This is a genomic window from Sulfuriferula plumbiphila (assembly GCF_009938015.1).
In the GTDB taxonomy this organism is placed as follows: domain Bacteria; phylum Pseudomonadota; class Gammaproteobacteria; order Burkholderiales; family Sulfuriferulaceae; genus Sulfuriferula; species Sulfuriferula plumbiphila.
On record NZ_AP021884.1, the window covers coordinates 1,500,443 to 1,519,111 of the forward strand.

At 57.4% G+C, this 18,669-nt stretch carries 20 protein-coding genes and 1 tRNA gene; 11 read left to right on the forward strand and 10 right to left on the reverse strand.

Annotation, left to right across the window (positions count from 1 at the left end):
• Positions 1-62: 62 nt before the first annotated feature.
• The 3 genes from GZH91_RS07885 to GZH91_RS07895 are packed head-to-tail and all read right to left on the reverse strand — an operon-like array spanning position 63 to position 1,994.
• Positions 63-401, reverse strand: a complete 339-nt coding sequence (locus GZH91_RS07885; protein ID WP_147074898.1) for a 4a-hydroxytetrahydrobiopterin dehydratase — start codon at positions 399-401, stop codon at positions 63-65.
• Positions 402-407: 6 nt separating this feature from the next.
• Positions 408-716, reverse strand: a complete 309-nt coding sequence (locus tag GZH91_RS07890; protein WP_147074897.1) for a cytochrome c — start codon at positions 714-716, stop codon at positions 408-410.
• Positions 717-746: 30 nt separating this feature from the next.
• Positions 747-1,994, reverse strand: a complete 1,248-nt coding sequence (locus GZH91_RS07895; protein WP_147074896.1) for a M48 family metallopeptidase — start codon at positions 1,992-1,994, stop codon at positions 747-749.
• Between the two features lie 46 nt (positions 1,995-2,040).
• Here GZH91_RS07895 and orn point away from each other — a divergent pair, with 46 nt between their 5' ends.
• Both orn and GZH91_RS07905 read left to right on the forward strand, forming a co-directional pair.
• Positions 2,041-2,589, forward strand: a complete 549-nt coding sequence (gene orn, locus GZH91_RS07900; RefSeq protein ID WP_147074916.1) for an oligoribonuclease — start codon at positions 2,041-2,043, stop codon at positions 2,587-2,589.
• A 3-nt stretch (positions 2,590-2,592) separates the two neighbouring features.
• Positions 2,593-3,108 (forward strand): retropepsin-like aspartic protease family protein, encoded by a 516-nt coding sequence (locus GZH91_RS07905; protein ID WP_147074895.1) that lies wholly within the window; start codon positions 2,593-2,595, stop codon positions 3,106-3,108.
• A 31-nt stretch (positions 3,109-3,139) separates the two neighbouring features.
• On the opposite strand, the gene GZH91_RS07910 is transcribed toward GZH91_RS07905, so the two are convergent.
• Positions 3,140-3,871: a pseudouridine synthase gene (locus tag GZH91_RS07910; RefSeq protein ID WP_147074894.1), complete on the reverse strand. Its 732-nt coding sequence runs from the start codon at positions 3,869-3,871 to the stop codon at positions 3,140-3,142.
• Positions 3,872-3,974: 103 nt separating this feature from the next.
• On the opposite strand from GZH91_RS07910, the gene GZH91_RS07915 reads away from it, so the two are divergent.
• Positions 3,975-4,049: transfer RNA gene (locus tag GZH91_RS07915), tRNA-Val, on the forward strand.
• A 153-nt stretch (positions 4,050-4,202) separates the two neighbouring features.
• Here GZH91_RS07915 and GZH91_RS07920 read toward each other — a convergent pair.
• Entirely contained in the window at positions 4,203-6,161 is a 1,959-nt protein-coding gene (locus tag GZH91_RS07920) for an AsmA family protein (RefSeq protein ID WP_147074893.1), read from the reverse strand.
• 221 nt (positions 6,162-6,382) lie between these two features.
• On the opposite strand from GZH91_RS07920, the gene GZH91_RS07925 reads away from it, so the two are divergent.
• Positions 6,383-7,177, forward strand: coding sequence for a ZIP family metal transporter (locus GZH91_RS07925; RefSeq protein ID WP_147074892.1), 795 nt, complete (start codon positions 6,383-6,385; stop codon positions 7,175-7,177).
• Between the two features lie 32 nt (positions 7,178-7,209).
• Here the strand turns inward: GZH91_RS07925 and GZH91_RS07930 are convergent, their stop codons facing one another.
• Positions 7,210-7,383, reverse strand: coding sequence for a hypothetical protein (locus GZH91_RS07930; protein ID WP_161984217.1), 174 nt, complete (start codon positions 7,381-7,383; stop codon positions 7,210-7,212).
• A gap of 37 nt (positions 7,384-7,420) precedes the next feature.
• On the opposite strand from GZH91_RS07930, the gene rimO reads away from it, so the two are divergent.
• Together rimO and sbcB are read left to right on the forward strand one after the other, a co-directional pair.
• Positions 7,421-8,734 carry a 30S ribosomal protein S12 methylthiotransferase RimO gene (gene rimO, locus GZH91_RS07935; RefSeq protein ID WP_147074891.1) on the forward strand — a complete coding sequence of 438 codons (1,314 nt, stop codon included), beginning with the start codon at positions 7,421-7,423 and terminating at the stop codon, positions 8,732-8,734.
• A gap of 4 nt (positions 8,735-8,738) precedes the next feature.
• Positions 8,739-10,166 (forward strand): exodeoxyribonuclease I, encoded by a 1,428-nt coding sequence (gene sbcB / locus GZH91_RS07940; protein WP_147074890.1) that lies wholly within the window; start codon positions 8,739-8,741, stop codon positions 10,164-10,166.
• 113 nt (positions 10,167-10,279) lie between these two features.
• On the opposite strand, the gene GZH91_RS07945 is transcribed toward sbcB, so the two are convergent.
• From GZH91_RS07945 to GZH91_RS07960, 4 genes are all read right to left on the reverse strand, one after another.
• Positions 10,280-10,798, reverse strand: a complete 519-nt coding sequence (locus GZH91_RS07945; protein WP_161984218.1) for a hypothetical protein — start codon at positions 10,796-10,798, stop codon at positions 10,280-10,282.
• A 113-nt stretch (positions 10,799-10,911) separates the two neighbouring features.
• Complete coding sequence (locus GZH91_RS07950) at positions 10,912-11,871, reverse strand: IS5 family transposase (RefSeq protein WP_161984131.1); 960 nt, start codon at positions 11,869-11,871, stop codon at positions 10,912-10,914.
• Positions 11,872-11,995: 124 nt separating this feature from the next.
• On the reverse strand, positions 11,996-12,394 hold the full coding sequence (locus tag GZH91_RS07955; RefSeq protein ID WP_147074592.1) for a type II toxin-antitoxin system VapC family toxin: 399 nt from the start codon (positions 12,392-12,394) through the stop codon (positions 11,996-11,998).
• Positions 12,391-12,660 (reverse strand): AbrB/MazE/SpoVT family DNA-binding domain-containing protein, encoded by a 270-nt coding sequence (locus GZH91_RS07960; protein ID WP_147074591.1) that lies wholly within the window; start codon positions 12,658-12,660, stop codon positions 12,391-12,393. The genes GZH91_RS07955 and GZH91_RS07960 overlap by 4 nt, the downstream gene beginning before the upstream one ends.
• A 430-nt stretch (positions 12,661-13,090) precedes the next feature.
• On the opposite strand from GZH91_RS07960, the gene urtA reads away from it, so the two are divergent.
• From urtA to urtE, 5 genes are all read left to right on the forward strand, one after another.
• The gene (urtA, locus tag GZH91_RS07965) at positions 13,091-14,347 is read left to right on the forward strand and encodes an urea ABC transporter substrate-binding protein (protein ID WP_174861868.1); all 1,257 of its coding nucleotides are present in this window, start codon (positions 13,091-13,093) and stop codon (positions 14,345-14,347) included.
• Between the two features lie 79 nt (positions 14,348-14,426).
• Positions 14,427-16,028: an urea ABC transporter permease subunit UrtB gene (gene urtB / locus GZH91_RS07970; protein WP_147074590.1), complete on the forward strand. Its 1,602-nt coding sequence runs from the start codon at positions 14,427-14,429 to the stop codon at positions 16,026-16,028.
• 4 nt (positions 16,029-16,032) lie between these two features.
• A complete protein-coding gene (urtC, locus tag GZH91_RS07975) occupies positions 16,033-17,133 on the forward strand; it encodes an urea ABC transporter permease subunit UrtC (RefSeq protein WP_147074589.1) in 1,101 nt (366 codons plus the stop codon).
• The gene (gene urtD / locus GZH91_RS07980) at positions 17,130-17,963 is read left to right on the forward strand and encodes an urea ABC transporter ATP-binding protein UrtD (RefSeq protein WP_147074588.1); all 834 of its coding nucleotides are present in this window, start codon (positions 17,130-17,132) and stop codon (positions 17,961-17,963) included. The genes urtC and urtD overlap by 4 nt, the downstream gene beginning before the upstream one ends.
• The gene (urtE, locus tag GZH91_RS07985; RefSeq protein WP_147074587.1) at positions 17,963-18,655 is read left to right on the forward strand and encodes an urea ABC transporter ATP-binding subunit UrtE; all 693 of its coding nucleotides are present in this window, start codon (positions 17,963-17,965) and stop codon (positions 18,653-18,655) included. Before urtD ends, urtE begins: the two co-directional genes overlap by 1 nt.
• The last annotated feature ends 14 nt before the right edge of the window (positions 18,656-18,669 follow it).

The window sequence follows — 18,669 nt, forward strand, 5'->3', positions numbered from 1 at the left end:
GGCCGTACGGTTGCGGAACAGGGTGCCTTAAAACCTCGGAAATTTTCGTACGGAGTGGAATGCTACAGGTGGAACAGGGCATCTATCTTGGCAGCGCAGATGAAGTCGTTTTCAGACAGGCCGGCCAGTGCATGGGTAGTGTATTGCACACGGCACTGGTTATAGCCGAGATTGATATCGGGATGATGGTTTTCACGGTGGGATATCCAGGCCACCGCATTCACGAATGCCATGGTTTGGTAGTGGTCCTTGAAACGGTAGGTTTTTGCGATTAGGACGCCGTTCTGTTCCCAGCCGTCCAGTTGCGCCAACAGCGCGGTGATTTCAGCCTGGCTCAGCGCAGCTGCGCCCCCCTCGCAGGGCTTGCAGGATTTAGCGGTGAGATCGCATACGCCAGTCATGATGGATTACTTGAACTTGTAATATTGCTGGTTCAGGTAGGCATCCACATGCATCTCATCCTGCGGAAACCAGTTGGCGCCGGTATTGGCATTGCATGCGGCTACGCGCGCGGCGAGTTGCTGGGCATTTTTGACCTTGTGATCGGCACGGGTATAGATTTTGGAGCCGTCGCCGCCGACCATCGAGGCATGGCAACTCACGCAGGATTTATCCACCAGCATTTTACCGATTTTCGGGTCGCCCTTGTCGAACGGAGCGGCGTAGAGCGGAGCAGTGGCAAGCAGCAATGCGACAGCAGCAGGCAAAGATTTCATTTAGAACTCCTTGTACAGATTGGATTCAGGCTAATTATGCACCGCAGTCTGCAAACGCGCTATGCGCTGTTGTGCATCCGGGTGAGAGTTATAAAACATGGCATACAACGGGTCGGGGGTGAGTGTGGAGGCATTGTCCCGATACAGCTTGGTCAACGCACTGACCAGGCTTTGCGCGCGCGTTTGCACGGCGGCGTATTGGTCTGCCTCGAACTCATGCTTGCGTGAATACAAACTGGACAGTGGCTGCAGCAGAAAAGTGAATACCGGCAACACCAGAAAAAACAGCACCAGCGCCATGCCTGTGTCCTGGCTTGTCACATTCAGGCCGCTAAAAAACCAGGTTTGCGTCATGAGCCAGTTGAGCACCCACAAAAACACCAGGCTGGCTGCAAACACCCACGCCATGCGCTTGACCACGTGACGGCGCTTGAAATGGCCCAGTTCGTGGGCGAGCACGGCTTCCACCTCGTCCGCCTCCAGGTGTTTCAGCAGGGTATCAAACAGCACAATGCGTTTGGTTTTGCCAAAGCCGGTGAAATAGGCATTGCCATGGCTGCTGCGTTTGGAGCCATCCATCACGAATAAACCCTGCGCGGTGAAGCCGCATTTATGCAACAGCTGTTCGATGCGTGATTTCAGCGTGCCGCCCGGCAGCGGCTCAAAACGGTTGAACAGCGGCGCAATGAAAGTCGGATAGATAGCGAGCAGGGTGAGATTAAAGCCCACCCATACCAGCCATGCATATAGCCACCACAGCGCACCCGACGCATGCATCAGCCACAGCACGGCAAACAGCAACGGCAGCCCCAGCAGCAGTCCAAGCGTGGTCTGCATCAACAGATCCACCAAAAAACGTTTAGGCGTCATGGTGTTAAAGCCGAAGCGGTTTTCGATGACGAACTTGCGGTATAGATCCAGCGGCAGTTCCACGGCAGCGCCAATCAGCATCACGCCGCCGATGAGCAGGATATTGCGCGCCATATCCGAGGCGAGTATGCCGCCGAGCGTGTCATCCAGCCATTGCAGCCCGCCGCCCAGGGTAAACGTCAGCAATAATGCGGCTTCCAGCGCAATTTGCAGAAGCGAAAGGCGGGTTTTGATAATCGTGTAGTCTGCTGCTTTATGGTGCTGAGTGAGGGAAATGGTGTCGGCAAACGCGCTGGGTACCGCGCTACGGTGGGCAGCGACATAACGCAGATGGCGCAGCGCCAGCCAGATCCGTACCGATACGCTGATCGTCAAGGCGGTGATGAAGATGAGTGTGAATGTATTCATGGTGCGATTATGACACAATCGCCTTTTTTAACTTTGAATGAACATGATGGCTCAAGATAACAACAACCTGGTCTGGATAGACATGGAAATGTCCGGTTTGCTCCCCGAGAGCGACCGCATTCTCGAAGTGGCGCTGGTGGTGACCGATGCCCAGCTCAACACCGTGGCTGAAGCGCCGGTGCTGGTAGTGCATCAGTCCGACGCAGTGCTTGACGCTATGGACAGCTGGAACAGGGGCACCCATGGCCGCTCCGGGCTGATTGACAAGGTCAAGTCATCCGCCCTGGATGAGGCGGCAGTGGAGAACCAGATGCTTGAATTTTTGGCGCAACATGTGGGAAAAGGCATCTCGCCCATGTGCGGCAATTCAATCTGCCAGGATCGCCGTTTTCTGGCGCGCTACATGCCCAAACTGGAGGCCTACTTCCACTACCGCAACCTGGATGTGAGCACCCTCAAAGAGCTGGTCAAACGCTGGAAGCCCGCGGTCGCCAAAGGTTTTGTCAAGGAAAGCAAGCACGAAGCGCTGGCCGACATTTACGATTCCATTGTCGAACTCAAATTTTACCGCGACAACTTCATTAACCTGGCGTGAAGCATGGCCAATAATCCGCATCGCCGCGGCGGCATCATTATGCTGCTGATCGCCTGGGCGCTATTGTTTGCCGGGGCTTACTGGTTGTTTGAACTGCGCCTGGCGCACAACGCCAATCCCAATCGTGCCGAAGTGCTGGCACTGCAGCACGGTGAAGTGCGTCTGCAACGCAATCAGGATGGGCATTACCTGGCACAGGGGGAGATCAACGGCCATCCGGTCACATTTCTGGTGGACACCGGCGCGACACGCGTTGCCATGTCTCCCGGCCTTGCGGAAAAACTGGCTTTGGCACACGGCCCGGCGGTCAACGTACAAACCGCCAATGGTGCCACGCGCGCCTACCAGACCCGCCTGCGAACCGTGCGCCTGGGGGCAATCGAGGTGCGTGATGTGGCGGCATTGATTACCGCAGGTCTGGATGACGACACGGTATTGCTGGGGATGAGCTTCCTCAAACAGCTGGAATTCACCCAGCGCGGTTCCGAACTCACGCTCAAGCCGCTGAGCCAGTCTTGACCCCGTATACCATCGTTATTCCGGGTCAAACTCAGAATTTCTCATCCGCAGCAAGATAGCGCCACTGTCCAACCGGCAACTCCCCCAGTTTCACCCCGCCGATGCGCACGCGCTTCAAGCCCGCCACCTTGAGTCCGACCAATTCGCACATGCGGCGAATCTGGCGCTTTTTGCCCTCGCGCAGGATAAAGCTCAGCTGATCCTGGTTCTGCCACGACACCCGCGCCGGGCGTAGCGCCACATCGTCCAGTTTCAAACCGTGGTTGAGCAATTTGAGCCCTTCTGCGGCGAGTTTTCCCTGTACCCGCACCAGGTATTCCTTGTCCACACTCGAATCATCAGCAATCAGCTGCTTGGCAATCCGCCCATCCTGCGTCAGCACCAGCAGGCCCGTGGAATCAATATCCAGCCGCCCGGCGGGCGCCAGCCCGCGCGCGTGCTCGTTGGAAAAACGTATCCCCGAGCGGTCGTCAGCATAATGATTCGCCGCCGTCACCAGCGTGGCAGCGGGCCTGTAACCGTCCTCCGCCTGGGCAGATACAAATCCCACCGGCTTGTTCAGCAAGATCGTAACCCGACCGCCTTGCTCGCGCTGCGCTTGCCTGGCGAGCTCGATGGTACAACTGGGCAGCACCTTGCTGCCCAGTTCGTTGACCAGTATGCCGTCCACCTTCACCCAGCCGCGCTCAATATAGACATCCGCCTCGCGCCGGGAGCACAGACCACGTTCAGACATGAGTTTGGAGAGTCGAATTGTTTCCACAGGGCAGGCCAGTTCAAAAGCCAGGATTTTACGCGATACCGGGCGCGAAACGCGCAATTTGTTTGACGGCAAAAGCCCGCTGTGATTAAATGCGCGCCTTGTTGGGCGGTTAGCTCAGCGGTAGAGCACTGCCTTCACACGGCAGGGGTCGCAAGTTCAAACCTTGCACCGCCCACCAAATCAATGCTTGTAACGGCACTGGTTTCGAAGTCCGCGTTGTGCAGAAGATATCGTATCTTCCTTGATGCTTCGCTATCTTGAAAATCTTTTTTCTTCGTTCGCTTTATCCTATCCGCTTAAGCTTGCGAGACGAAATTCCGGGAGGGAAGGTTCAATGCTTCGCCTCATGGATCAGGCGCCCACATTCGCTGTTTTTTCCAGGGCCGGTGTCAACTAACGGAATGATTGCCAGGAAAGGATTGATGGCAGCCAGGGCAAGCGCACCCGCGCTGCGCAATACCAGCCTGGTTTTATCCAGCGATACCTCTGGCCTGGCGAATTTGCCACGAATGTAGATCGGACTGCGCAACGCCAGCGGGCTGAAAACTTTGGTATGGGGTTGCAAATCGAGACTCAGGGTTTCTTGTGCCATATTAATATCACCGCTACCGATGATGGTGGTGATCTGGGTATCCAGCACCATGGTCTTGGTTTGCATGACGCCTTGCTTGACATCGAAATCAGCCACAGCGCAGTTCAATTTGATGACTTTGTCGCCGGTCATTTTTAGCTGCAATATCTCCCACAGGTGCAAACCAATTGTCTCCAGCATCAGTTTGCTGATTTCGCCGCCGTCTATAACCAGCACTACCTTGCCATTGGCGCTGGCGAGCATTTGGCTGACAGCGTTACCCGTGCCACTGAGATCAAAGTCACCGTTAACCTGACCAATACTGGTTTTGTTCAGCTTGATGGTTGGGAACAGCTGGTTGAGCAAAATTTTTCGTGCACGAATTTTTAATTTGGCCTGAATCGGGTCGTGCTGGCCATTGAGCGTAATGGCACCTGCAAGCGTGCCGCCCGCGACACCAAAATCCAGCGGGTCGAGGGTCAATACCGAATTGTTCATTTGCACGCGCGTCACCAGGTTTTGGATAGGCAGGGCGCGTGCCCGCTGGATGCGTTTCGCCCGGATTTTTACATCGGCATCTACACTGTTCCAGCGTTCGGTGCGGAAAGGCAATTCAGGCAGTACGTCGCGTTTATTCGAGGCGGAGACAGGCACGGTGTGTGCAGTCTGTCGCGCTGGGTTAACCGGATTAGGAACAGGGGCCTTGCCCTTATTTTGATTGCTCATACCTATCGGTGATCCCAGGTCGGCCAGATCCAGCATCTGAAATGTTAGATTGCCCTGTAAAAACGGGCGTTTCCCGCCGCTATCGACTTGCATGTTGCCAGCGACGTCGCTTTTGCCAACGCGTCCCGTGAATTTTTCATAGCGCCATTGCTGTGCGTTGTGCAGCAGGTGTCCCTTGGTCAAATAGACAGGTGTGCGTGGCATGGCAATGCCTATCAGGGGATACAGCTGATCGAGGCTGGCGCCGCTCAGCGTCATGTTCAAGTCAACAGCGCGAAAGCGGGTCAGGCTGGTAACGGTGCCTACCGCATGCAGGTGTGTATGCCCGAGAGTCGCCTTGATATTGAGCGGATAGGGCGTGGTTTCATCACTCAGTGCGAGAACTGAGCCGCCACTGCCGCTGGCCGTTAATGGCAAGCCTTTGTAGTCGCCTTGCGCGGCAAATACAATGTCAGCTGACGCAACGCCATGCGACATGGTTTGACGCGTGGAAAGGGCCGCCTGAATGTGCGTATTGTGCGCGCGATCGATGTAACTGATATGGCCGTTATCCAGCACGATACGATCAATTTTGACCTGGGCGTTTTCATCTTTCTGATTGCGATCCAGCAGCCAATTCCTGCGACCATCCAGGCTTTGTTCGAGAAATACTTGTGGCTGTTCCAGTCTGACCGTAGATACCCCGTAATGGCGCCTGAGCAGCTGCGGCAAACTGATATCGCCATCCATGCGCTTTACCGTAAACATCAGCGGCTGCCTGGCCCAGGCCGGATTGGCAAAGGTGACATCGGCAACCTGAATCCGGGTGAGCGGCCAGCCCAGTTTGACGTTGAGGTTTCCGTTGATAATCAGAGCGCGCCCGGTTTTTTCGGTCACGGCACGCTCGATGGGATGACGCAGCCAATTCCAGTCGAAAAAAATGATGAATACAACAATGACCACGGCTATCGCAGCCACGATGTAGCCCAGCCATCCCAGGATGCGGCGCAACATTTTTTAAATTTCCGGCGAGTTCATGTCTGGGAAGTCTTGCATGGGGATAGCTGAAAATCCGTACGCTACCGTACATACGACGCGATTTTTCAATGTGCAATGTGGTTGCCGGACGTTGCGGGCTGTGAGAGAATCACGTCGCAAAAAGTGAATGCGCCGGGCGCGAACGCTGCTGGTCGTGTTGCAAGCCACCCTTCCCGGCAAACCATCCTCTCACCATCATGACCATCCTCACCTGGATTATTGCTGCCAGCTTTCTCGGCGGCGCGCTGAGCGTATTGGCCGCGTCGGTGTTTGCTTATGCGGCCAAGCCCAGTTGGGTGGGCAGGTTGGTGAGTTATGCCATTGGTGCTTTGCTGGGTGCGGTTTTTCTGGAGATACTGCCGCATGCGTTTGAGGCATCGGGTAACCCTCACACCACCGCAGCCACGGTGCTGGCCGGCATCATGGGTTTTTTCGTGCTGGAAAAACTGGTGTTGTGGCGCCACTGCCACCACGAAACCTGCGAGACTCATGGTCTGGAGCAGACCCATAACCATCGCCACGACGGCCACGATCATGGCCGCAGCGGCATGATGATCCTGGTCGGGGATACCTTCCACAATTTCGTCGATGGTATTCTGATTGCCGCAGCGTTTCTCGCGGATGTGCAGTTGGGCATCATCACTGCGCTGGCGATCATCACGCATGAGATTCCGCAGGAGGTCGGCGATTTCCTGATTCTGCTGCATTCCGGTTACAGCAAGGCGCGGGCGCTGGCGTATAACCTGCTCTCCAGCGCCGCAACGCTGTTGGGTGGTTTGCTGGCGTATTATGCACTGCAATCAATGCAGAGCCTGATCCCGGTATTCCTTGGACTGGCGGCGGCGAGCATGATCTACGTTGCGGTTGCGGACCTCATTCCCGGGCTGCACAAACGGGTTGGGCTGGTGGTGACCGTGGAGCAAGTGCTGCTGATCGGCGCCGGCATCGCTACCATTGCCGTGACGGAAATGCTGGTGGGCAAATACGCGTAGCGCTTGCCCATAAATTACTCACCGACCAGCGCTTAATCTTCTTCAGCCGGTTTGCGGCGTTTGCGTCCCGGCGTGTCGAGGATGTAATAGACCAGTGCGATCAGGCTGCCGCCAATGACGAACACGGCAATTGCCTTGAACAACGACGTGGCGGTGACCAGCATCATGATCCAGATATAGGCGAAGGCAAACAATACGATGTACATGGTGAGCCTGGTTCCCGAACACGGATAAAGCGAACAGATGACTAAAATTCCCAAAGTTGGTTTCGTTTCTCTGGGCTGCCCCAAGGCCACGTCCGACTCCGAACGTATTCTGACCGAGTTGCGTGCCGAAGGGTACCTCATTGCGCCGAATTACAGCGATGCCGATCTGGTGGTGGTCAACACCTGCGGCTTTATTGACGCCGCCGTGGAAGAATCGCTCGATGCCATCGGCGAGGCGCTGGCGGAAAACGGCAAAGTCATTGTCACCGGCTGCCTCGGCGCCAAGGGCGATGTGGTGCGCCAGGCGCATCCGCGGGTACTGGCGGTGACGGGCCCGCACGCCACCGAGGCGGTGATGGAAGCCGTCCACGCGCATCTGCCCAAGCCGCACGACCCTTACCTCGATCTGGTTCCCGCGCAGGGCATACGCCTGACGCCCGACCACTTCGCCTACCTGAAGATTTCCGAAGGCTGCAACCACCGCTGCACCTTCTGCATCATCCCCTCCATGCGCGGCGATCTGGTCAGCCGCCCCATCGGCGACGTGATGCAGGAAGCGGAAAATCTGGTCAATGCCGGCGTGAAAGAACTGCTGGTCATTTCCCAGGATACCAGCGCCTACGGCGTGGACGTGAAGTACCGTACCGGATTCTGGAATGGCCGCCCACTCAGGACGCGCATGACCGAACTGGCCGCAGCATTGTCACAATTGGGGGTGTGGGTGCGCCTGCACTACGTTTATCCTTACCCGCACGTGGATGAGGTCATCCCGATGATGGCGGCGGGCAAAATCCTGCCCTACCTGGATATTCCGTTTCAGCATGCCAGCCCGAAAGTGCTCAAGGCCATGAAACGCCCTGCTGCCGCCGAAAACACCCTGGCGCGCATCATGGCCTGGCGCGAAATCTGCCCGGAACTGGTGATCCGCAGCACCTTCATCGCCGGTTTCCCGGGCGAGACCGAGGCCGATTTCCGGATGCTGCTGGATTTCATTGAAGCAGCCCAGCTCGACCGCGTCGGTTGCTTCACCTATTCCGCGGTGGAAGGCGCTAGCGCCAACGCGCTGGCGGATCACGTCCCCGAACAGCTCAAGGAAGAACGCCGCGCCCGTCTGATGGAATTGCAGGCCGACATCAGCGCCGATCGCCTCGCGGCGCGCGTGGGGCAGAGCATGACCGTGCTGGTGGATGAAATTGCGGAGGAGGGTGCAGTGGCACGCTCCTACGCCGATGCGCCGGAGATCGACGGCGTGGTGGTGATCGAAAATCCGGCCGGGCTGGTGCCGGGTGAATTTGCCAAGGTGCGCATCACCGACAGCGGCGAGCACGACTTGTGGGGTGAGGTGGTTTGAGCGCATGCATACCTTCCTCTGGCACGACTATGAAACCTTTGGCATCGACCCGCGCAGCGATCGTCCCGCCCAGTTTGCCGCCATCCGTACCGATGCGGCGTTAAACGAAATCGGCACGGCGCTGATGTCGTACTGCCAGCCCGCGCCGGATTACCTGCCCGATCCGCAATCCTGCCTGATTACCGGCATCACGCCGCAGCTGTGCCTGGAACGCGGCCTGCCAGAATACCAGTTCGCCAGCGAGATCGAGCAGGCATTCAGCCAGCCCGGCACCATCGGCGCAGGTTACAACACCATCCGTTTCGACGACGAATTCACGCGTTTTTTGCTGTGGCGCAACCTCATCGATCCCTACGCGCGCGAGTGGCAAAACAACTGCGGGCGCTGGGACCTGCTCGACGTGGTGCGCACAGCCTACGCCCTGCGTCCGGAAGGCATCGTGTGGCCGACCAAAGAGGATGGCCGCCCGAGTTTCAAGCTCGAACACCTCTGTGCCGCCAATGGCCTTGCCCACGCCGCCGCGCACGATGCGCTGTCCGACGTGCGTGCCACCATCGCGCTGGCGCAGCTGCTCCGCCAGCGCCAGCCGCGCCTGTTTGACTTCTGCTTCACCCTGCACAAAAAAGACGCGGTGGCCGAGCAGATCAGCCTGCACGCGCCGCGCCCATTCCTGCATGTGTCCGGCAGGGTGCCGGCCGAGCGCGGCTGCCTGATGCTGGCGTGGCCGCTGGCGCTGCATCCCACCAACAAAAATGAGGTCATCGTCTGGGATCTGGCGTTCGATCCCGCCGAACTGTTTGAGCTCGACGCCGCCGGCGTCCGTACCCGCCTGTTCACTGCGGCCTCTGCACTGCCGGAAGGTGTGAGCCGCCTGCCGGTCAAGACCATCCATCTCAACAAATCGCCCGTCGTCATCAACAACCTCAATACCCTGACGCCTGCCATGGCCGAGCGCTGGGGCATGGATATCGCGGCCGGCCTGCAACACGCCAGCCGCTTTGCCGATGCGCCGGATATGCTGGCCATCTGGCGCGAAGTATTCCAGCGTCCGGCAGCAGGCGCATCGGATGTGGACGCGGATTTGTATGGCGGCTTCGTCGGCAACAACGACCGCCGCGTGCTGAACCGGCTGCGCATTCTGCCGCCCGAACAGCTGGCGCAAGCCCAGCCCGGCTTCGACGACCCGCGTCTGGAAGAACTGCTGTTCCGTTACCGCGCCCGCAATTTCCCCGCTACGCTAAGCGATAGCGAAGCGCAGCGCTGGCACGAGCACCGCGCCGCGCGCCTGTTTGAGGGCGCAGGCGGCGCACGCACGCTGGAGCAGTTGTTCAACGAAATTGATACGCTGGCCGAAGCCGCGGACGAGCGCGGCGAAACGATTCTGGCGGCGCTGTATGACTATGCCGAGGCGATCGCGCCGGAAACTGCATGATAGATATCGTAGCCGCTGTTAACGCAGGGCTAAATCGAGTTTGTGATTGAATGGCTCAGATCGACCCGTTGCAGACTCCAAGGCTCAAACAAAATAGGCAGTGAAATCTGCTTTCAGGCATGCACTGTTTGCCTCACCACCTTAGTGATACCGGAGAAATCAACATCCGTCGGCATCTCGAACAGGCAACGTCCCCCGCTCCGCGATGCCCACACCGTGCCAATCGCGCGCTTCTCTTCCGAATCCACCTTGCTGTAACGATCCTTGCCTTTGTACTCAACCACCAACATGCGGCCATCCGTCAATTGGCAAACAAAATCGGGATAGAACCAGTCGCTGGAAGTTTGCAGTCGGAATGAAGTGGATTTTTGAGAGAGGTTGCGCACCCAGAATTTAACTTCCGGCAACCCATCGAGAAACTGCGCGCATTGAAATTCCTCGGTAAGCTCCCGGTTCTTTTTGAACTCGACGAGTTCGCCGGGTCTTACGCCGAAGTAATGTTTCTGGAATTGAAAACCGCCTTCATAGAGCCAACTCGGCTCATAACGTGGTTGGAACAGTGAGCGGTTTGGGTCGGTTTTTTGCTTAGGGATGCTCTGAACAACCCCGCCCGAAGTACAGCGGCAGGCCATCCTGTTTCAAATCGTAGAATGGGTGCCGTGAAACGCACAAACAATACTGTTTCCGACGCTGTTTTGGACGTTTTTCGCCCCGTTTAGGGTTTTTGCCCGGTTTTCAGGCGCACTCATCCCTGAGTCTCGATCAACTTGCTTCGTACCATCCACAAGTTGGACAGCGCAAACAGCGTGACAAGCTGCGCTGTGTTCTTCTTGAGGCCGCGGTAGCGCACCTTCACGTAGCCAAACTGGCGCTTGATCACCCGGAACGGGTGCTCTACCTTGGCTCGAATGCCGGCCTTGAGTTTCTCGACCTGGTCAATCAGCGCGTCTGTGGGTTTGTCCTTGTCCAGCGCACGGCGCTTGCCCGGGCGCATGGCCACGTGCCAGGTGACGCGGGCTTGGGCATTCGGGCGTTTGTCTGCGCCCTGGTAGCCTGCGTCGGCAAAGACATCCGTCTCCAGGCCCTGCAACAGGTCGTTGCCTTCGGTCACGTCGTTCACATGCGCGGCAGTGCCGCGCACGGTGTGCACCAGCCCGGACTCGGCATCGGCGCCAATGTGGGCTTTCATGCCGAAGTACCACTGCCGGCCCTTCTGGGTGGAGTGCATTTCGGGGTCGCGTGCCTTGTCGGCGTTCTTGGTGGAGGTGGGCGCTGCAATCAGGGTGGCGTCTACCACAGTGCCCGCTTTGAGCAGCAGGCCACGCTGGATCAGCAGTTCGTTGATGGTGGATAGAATGCGGTCTGCGAGCTGGTGCTTTTCCAGCCGATGGCGGAAACGCAGGATGGTGCTCTCGTCGGGCAGGCGGGCGTAGTCTTCAAGCCGGGCAAATTCGCGGTATAGAGGGATGTCGAAGAAGGCTTCTTCCATGCCCGGGTCGGACAAGGTGAACCATTGCTGCATGAAGTGGATGCGCAACATGGTTTCCAGAGAAAACGGTGGGCGGCCATTGGTGCCTTTGGGATAGTACGGGGCAATCAGCCCGACCAGCGCTGCCCAGGGCACGACTTGTTCCATCTGCTCCAGAAACTCGCGCTTGCGGGTCTTCTTGAGGCTCAGGTTGATATCCAGTGTGGTTTGTTTCATAGGCTCAATATTGCCATACTTGCCTTGAACAATGCGCTCTGGGTGGGGGAGTTTTGCAGAGTTTCCTTAACCCATTAAGACAAGTCAGCCATAATCTGCCGGGTGAAACCCGGCTCCAAGGATTTTACGCTCTCAACACGTCTACTTTTGGCATAGCTCCCAGGCTTTTCGCCAGCTTGCCCAAGGGCTTGTCGAAGGTGCAGAACCTCTCTTCGTCGGTGCTCTGGGCAAGGTGGAGCGCATCGCCGAAATCCATGCCTTGCTCGAACCATTGAAGCGCATAGCAAAGCGCCTCGAATTGCCTGGGCTTGAAGTTGGAAAGCCCGAATAACAGTCGCAGTCCCTTGGCGATTTCTTCTCTTGCGCAACCGTTCACCTTGAGCACCCACACCAATTCGAGCATGACAGAGAGTGGTGCGGTGAAGGTTTGTTTTTGGGCCAGGAGATGGGCGGCGGCCCTGGCTTGCCCGGCATCGTTGTTAAGAAGAAAGCGGGCCAGAATGTTGGTGTCCAGCGCGATCATGGTTTGGTCGCTTTGTCCGCCTCTTTGAGCATTTCGCCGATGGCGAACCCGGTTTCCTCATCGCTCAGCGGCCTTCGCTCTTTTCTGGCGAGGATCCCCATGCCTTCTTCCACGTGAGTGGTCGGAAAAACGGGTATGGGTTTTAGCCGGATTTCATTCCCTATGACGGCAATCACGAATTCCGTTCCCGCCGCCAAATGGTGGCTTTCCCGGATGTCTCTCGGGATGACGATCTGCCCTTTGGTCGAGAGTTTGACGGTTTCCATGGATATTTCCAGAACGGTAAGGCGGGAAGTAAGACAATGTTAAACGGATTAAAGACTGCGGTAAATATGTCTCAGGCACGTAAAGCGTGACTGGAAGATTTCATGCTTGAAGATGTCCGGGGTAATTCAAGCATGTCTTTTTTGTTGTATACAACGTAGCACTATATTGGTGCGGCATCGTCCCTGGATGCCTCATTCATGGGCGCTTAGCTTGGCTGGGGCGTATGCCAGCGGAATGAGGGTTTTTAAAATATAACTTTATATTCAATGCATTGAATTGAATATTTGGATTTAATTGGAGCTGGCACCTTACTTGCTTTTTGGTTGAGCAGAACAGCTCAGGGACCATAAAAGCGAGGGCATAAAACCCCAACCTCGCTGCGTATGGGGTGCAGTAAAAATCAAGTTGCCAACTCAAGGAGATAACAGGATGGACAATCAACGTCGCAAGTTTTTGGGCACCATGGGTGCGATCACTGCCGGTGCCATGCTAGCAGGTAATCGTTTCGCATTTGCCGCAGACAAATCCCCCATCAAGGTAGGGGTGCTGCATTCGCTTTCCGGCACCATGGCAATCTCGGAGAGCGCGCTCAAGGATGTGGCGCTGATGACCTTCGAGCAGATCAATGCCAGCGGCGGCGTGATGGGGCGCATGATTGAGCCGGTGGTGGTTGACCCGGCCTCCAACTGGCCGTTGTTCGCGGAAAAGGCGCGTCAGCTGCTGACCAAGGATAAGGTCGCCGTGGTGTTCGGCTGCTGGACTTCCGTGTCGCGCAAATCGGTGCTGCCGGTATTCGAGGAGCTCAACGGATTGCTGTTTTATCCGGTGCAGTACGAAGGCGAAGAATTGTCCCAGAATGTGTTCTACACCGGTGCCGCACCTAACCAGCAGGCCATCCCGGCGGTGGAATACCTGATGAGCAAGGATGGCGGCGGCGCCAAGCGTTTCTTCCTGCTCGGCACGGATTATGTCTATCCGCGTACCACCAATAAAATCCTGCGCGCGTTCCTCAAATCCAAAGGCGTGAAGGAAGCCGATATTGCGGAGGTGTACACTCCGTTCGGTCACAGCGATTACCAGACCATTGTGGCCAACATCAAGAAATTTGCCGGCGGCGGCAAGACGACGGTGATCTCCACCATCAATGGCGATTCCAACGTGCCGTTCTACAAGGAACTCGGCAACCAGGGACTGAAGGCCACGGATGTGCCGGTCATGGCTTTCTCGGTAGCAGAACAGGAGCTGGCGGGCATGGATGCCAAACCGCTGGTGGGACACCTGGCCGCCTGGAATTACTTTGAGTCGGTCAAATCGCCAGTCAATATCGCCTTCGTCAAGATGTGGAAGGATTACGTCAAGAAGAAAGGCCTGAAGGATTTTCCGGTTACCGACGACCCGATGGAAGCCACGTATGTGGGCATCCATATGTGGAAACAGGCGGTCGAAAAAGCGCATTCGGACGCGGTCGACAAAGTCCGCATCGCCATGGCGGGGCAGACTTTCAAGGCGCCGTCCGGGTTTACCCTGGAAATGGACAAGACCAATCACCATCTGCATAAGCCGGTCATGATCGGAGAAATCCGCGCCGACGGGCAATTCAACGTGGTGTGGAAAACGCCGAAAACCATCCGCGCGCAGCCATGGAGTCCGTACATCGCGGGCAACGAGGGTAAGCAAAAGCTGTAAATCCATACCGGGGTAATGCCCCCGGAGACTCTCCCCGCGGGAACCCGGTTCTCGCGGCACCCATTCGGAAAGCCCGCGTATGACACGTAGTGCAATCTACCTGTGTTGCCTTGTGCTCGCCCTGTTGAGCTTGCCGGCACGCGCTGCACTTGATGCAAGTCAGTTGAGCAAGCTGGCGGCCGATGACAATGATGCCAAAGTGGCGGTGGTGAAATATCTGGCCAGTCACCCCAGCCCCGAAGCGCAAGCCGTGCTCAATGCCATGAATAATGACGCGCTGTATCAAAATCAGGGACGTCTGCTGATCGTGCGTGGTGATCAGGCGATTGACGCCGCCACGCTGCAACCTTTGGGTCCAGTACCGGATAGCGCCGAATCCATCATTGTGAATAACCGGCTAAGAGGAGCGGTTCAGGGTGCCCTGTCTGCTTTCAAACTTCTTTCTTCCAACCTTGCGACGCGGCTCGAGGCAGCCCGCGATGTGAAGCAGGATCCGCGTTCCGAGCAGTTGCCGCTGATACAACAAGCCTTGGCGAAGGAAACCAATCCTGAAGTTCGTCAGGATTTGCTGCTGGCACAGGCCAGCATCCAGATAGCCAGTACGAATGAAGCGGAGCGTCTGGCCGCAGTCAAGATACTCGGTGCGACCAATAATCCGGAAGTGCGTACCAAACTGGCTGACATGCTCACCCAGAGCAATGGCCAATACAAAGAGCCCAGCCCGGTGGTACGTGCTGCGGCGCAGCAGGCATTGAAAAGTATCGATCTGCGCGTCAGCCTGGCACGCGCTGCTGCCAGCCTGTTTTCCGGTCTAAGCCTGGGCAGCGTGCTATTGCTGGCGGCACTCGGGCTGGCGATCACCTATGGCGTGATGGGCGTCATCAATATGGCGCACGGCGAGCTGCTGATGGTGGGGGCCTATGCCACCTATTTCGTGCAGGGCTGGTTCAAAACGCACTTCCCCCAGCATTTCGACTGGTATGTACTGGCTGCACTGCCCGTCGCATTTCTGGCTGCGGCTGGGGTGGGGATGGTGATGGAGCGGCTGGTGATCCGCCGGCTATATGGGCGGCCGCTTGAAACCTTGCTGGCGACCTGGGGTATCAGCCTGATCCTGATTCAGCTGGCGCGCGTCAGCTTCGGTGCACAAAACGTTGATGTGGCCAATCCGGGCTGGTTATCCGGCGGGATCGAAATCATCCAGGATGTAGTGTTGCCGTGGAACCGCATCATCATTCTGGGCTTTTCCATTGCGGTATTGGTATTCATGAGTTTTCTGCTGTCGCGTACCCGGCTGGGTCTGTTCATGCGCGCCGTGACGCAAAACCGTGCCATGGCCGGGGCGCTGGGCGTGCCCACCGGGAGGGTGGATATGCTGGCGTTTGGACTGGGTGCAGGCATTGCCGGACTGGGCGGCGTGGCGCTATCGCAAATCAGCAACGTGGGGCCGGACATGGGGCAGGGCTATATTGTGGATTCGTTCATGGTGGTCGTGCTCGGCGGTGTCGGACAGATCGCCGGTACGGTTTACGCTGCGCTGGGACTGGGCATCGTCAACAAGCTGCTGGAATCCTGGTCGGGCGCGGTGATCGCGAAAATCGTCGTGCTGGTGTTCATCATCCTGTTCATACAAAAACGTCCGCAGGGCCTGTTCGCTCTCAAGGGCAGGTCGGTGGATTAAGGCCATGACAACTACCTTTCGTTACTTTTCAAAACCGGTCTGGCTGGCGATGGGCGTGCTGGCCGTCGGTTTATTGATCGTTTTGCCAATACTGCATCTGGGCGTGGACAAACACAGCCCGCTGTATGTATCCAGTTATGCCATCACGCTGATCGGCAAGATCATGTGCTATGCCATCGTGGCGCTGGCGATGGATCTGGTGTGGGGCTACGCAGGCATACTTTCGCTCGGCCAAGGGGTGTTTTTCGCGCTGGGCGGTTATGCGTTTGGCATGTATCTGATGCGCGGCATCGGGCAGGACGGCGTTTACCATGCCAACGTACCGGACTTCATGGTGTTTCTCGACTGGAAGACGCTGCCCTGGTTCTGGCAGGGAACCGAGCATTTCGCCTATAGCCTGCTGCTGGTGATCCTGGTGCCGGGATTGCTGGCATTGATGTTCGGTTTCTTCGCGTTCCGTTCGCGTATCAAGGGCGTCTATCTGTCCATCATCACCCAGGCACTGACTTTTGCGGCGATGCTGCTGTTCTTCCGCAATGAAACCGGTTTTGGCGGCAATAACGGCTTTACCGATTTCAAGCGCGTACTGGGCTACTCCATTACCGCGCCGGAAACCCGGGTCGTCATTTATGTGCTGACCGGGCTGGTGTTGCTGGCTGCGTTGCTGCTCGGGCGTTATATCGTCACCTCCAAATATGGGCGGGTGCTTGCGGCCATTCGCGATGCCGAATCGCGGGTCATGTTTTGCGGCTATAACCCGGTCAGCTACAAGCTCTTCATCTGGACGCTGTCGGCCATTCTGTGCGGCATCGCCGGGGCGCTGTATGTCCCCCAGGTAGGCATTATCAATCCAAGCGAAATGGCGCCGGCCAACTCGATCGAAATTGCCATCTGGACCGCGGTGGGCGGGCGCGCCACGCTGATCGGCCCGATCCTCGGCGCGGTGCTGGTGAATGCCGCAAAAAGCTATTTCACGGTAAGTTTTCCAAATTACTGGCTGTTTTTTCTGGGCGCGATTTTCATTGTTGTTACGCTCTATCTGCCGCACGGGCTGATGGGGCTGCTGAGCGCATTGCGGCGCAAATTATCGGGCGGCTGGAAATGAATATCCCGGCCATTGAAAACAACGAGACGCAGGAGAGCGGCACGCCCACCGGGCTCGCCCACTTTGTGCGGCCGGGCGAGCTGGATACCAGTCACGGTACGGTGTTGTATCTGGAGGATATCACTGTCAGCTTTGATGGTTTCCGCGCCCTCAACCAGCTCAGCCTGACCATCGATAACGGCGAGTTACGCTGCATCATCGGCCCCAATGGCGCCGGCAAGACCACCCTGATGGACGTGATCACCGGCAAGACCCGCGCGGACAGCGGCACGGCATTTTTTGGTCAGACCATGGATCTGACCAGAATGAACGAGGCGGAAATCGTCCAGAGCGGCATTGGCCGCAAGTTCCAGAAACCCACCGTATTCGAGCATCACAGCGTGTTCGAAAATCTGGAGCTGGCGATGCAGGCGGATCGTGGCGTGTGGGCGACGCTATTCGCCAGGCTCGATAGCGAAGCACGCGATCGCATCGCCGACACGCTCCAGCTGATTCGCCTGCAGGACAGCGCCGACCGCCCTGCCGGGCTGCTCTCGCACGGGCAGAAGCAATGGCTGGAAATCGGCATGTTGCTGATGCAGCGTCCCAAATTGCTGCTGCTGGACGAACCGGTGGCGGGCATGACCGATGAAGAAACCGATCGTACCGCTGAACTGTTCCTGTCCCTGGCAGGTAAACACTCGCTGATGGTGGTGGAGCATGACATGGCGTTTGTCGCACAGATCGCCAAAAAGGTGACCGTGCTGCATGAGGGCAGCGTGCTGGCTGAGGGAAGCCTGGATCAGGTGCAAAACAACGAACGCGTGATCGAGGTCTATCTGGGACGCTGATGTTTAAAGTCGAACAGCTCAATCAATACTACGGCGGCTCGCATATTCTGCGCGATGTCGGGTTTACGCTGGATTCAGGGCGCGTCACCTGCCTGCTGGGGCGCAACGGCGTCGGCAAAACCACGCTGCTGAAATGCCTGATGGGTTTGCTGCCCGCGCGTTCCGGCCAGATCCAGTTTGCCGGGCGCGACATTACCCGCCTGCCGCCGCACGCGCGTGCGCAACTGGGTATCGGTTATGTGCCACAGGGGCGCGAAATATTTCCGCGCCTGACGGTAGCCGAAAATCTGCAAATGGGACTGGCCGGTCTGCCGGCCAGGGAGAAATTACCGCCGCTTGTTTTTGAATTATTCCCGGTCTTGAAAGACATGCTGCACCGGCGCGGCGGCGATTTGTCCGGCGGACAGCAGCAACAGCTCTCGATTGGCCGCGCCCTTGCCATGCGCCCCAAACTGCTGATTCTGGATGAGCCCACCGAGGGTATCCAGCCTTCCATCATCAAGGATATCGAGCGTGCCATCCGGCGCCTGGCCGGGGAGGGAGAGATGGCTATTCTGCTGGTCGAGCAGTACTACGATTTTGCCCGCGATCTGGCGGACCAGTACCTGGTGATGGTGCGCGGTGAGATCATCAAGCGTGGCGAGGGACGCAGCATGGATGCAGACAACGTGCGTGGCTACCTGTCAATTTAAAATCAACACAGCAT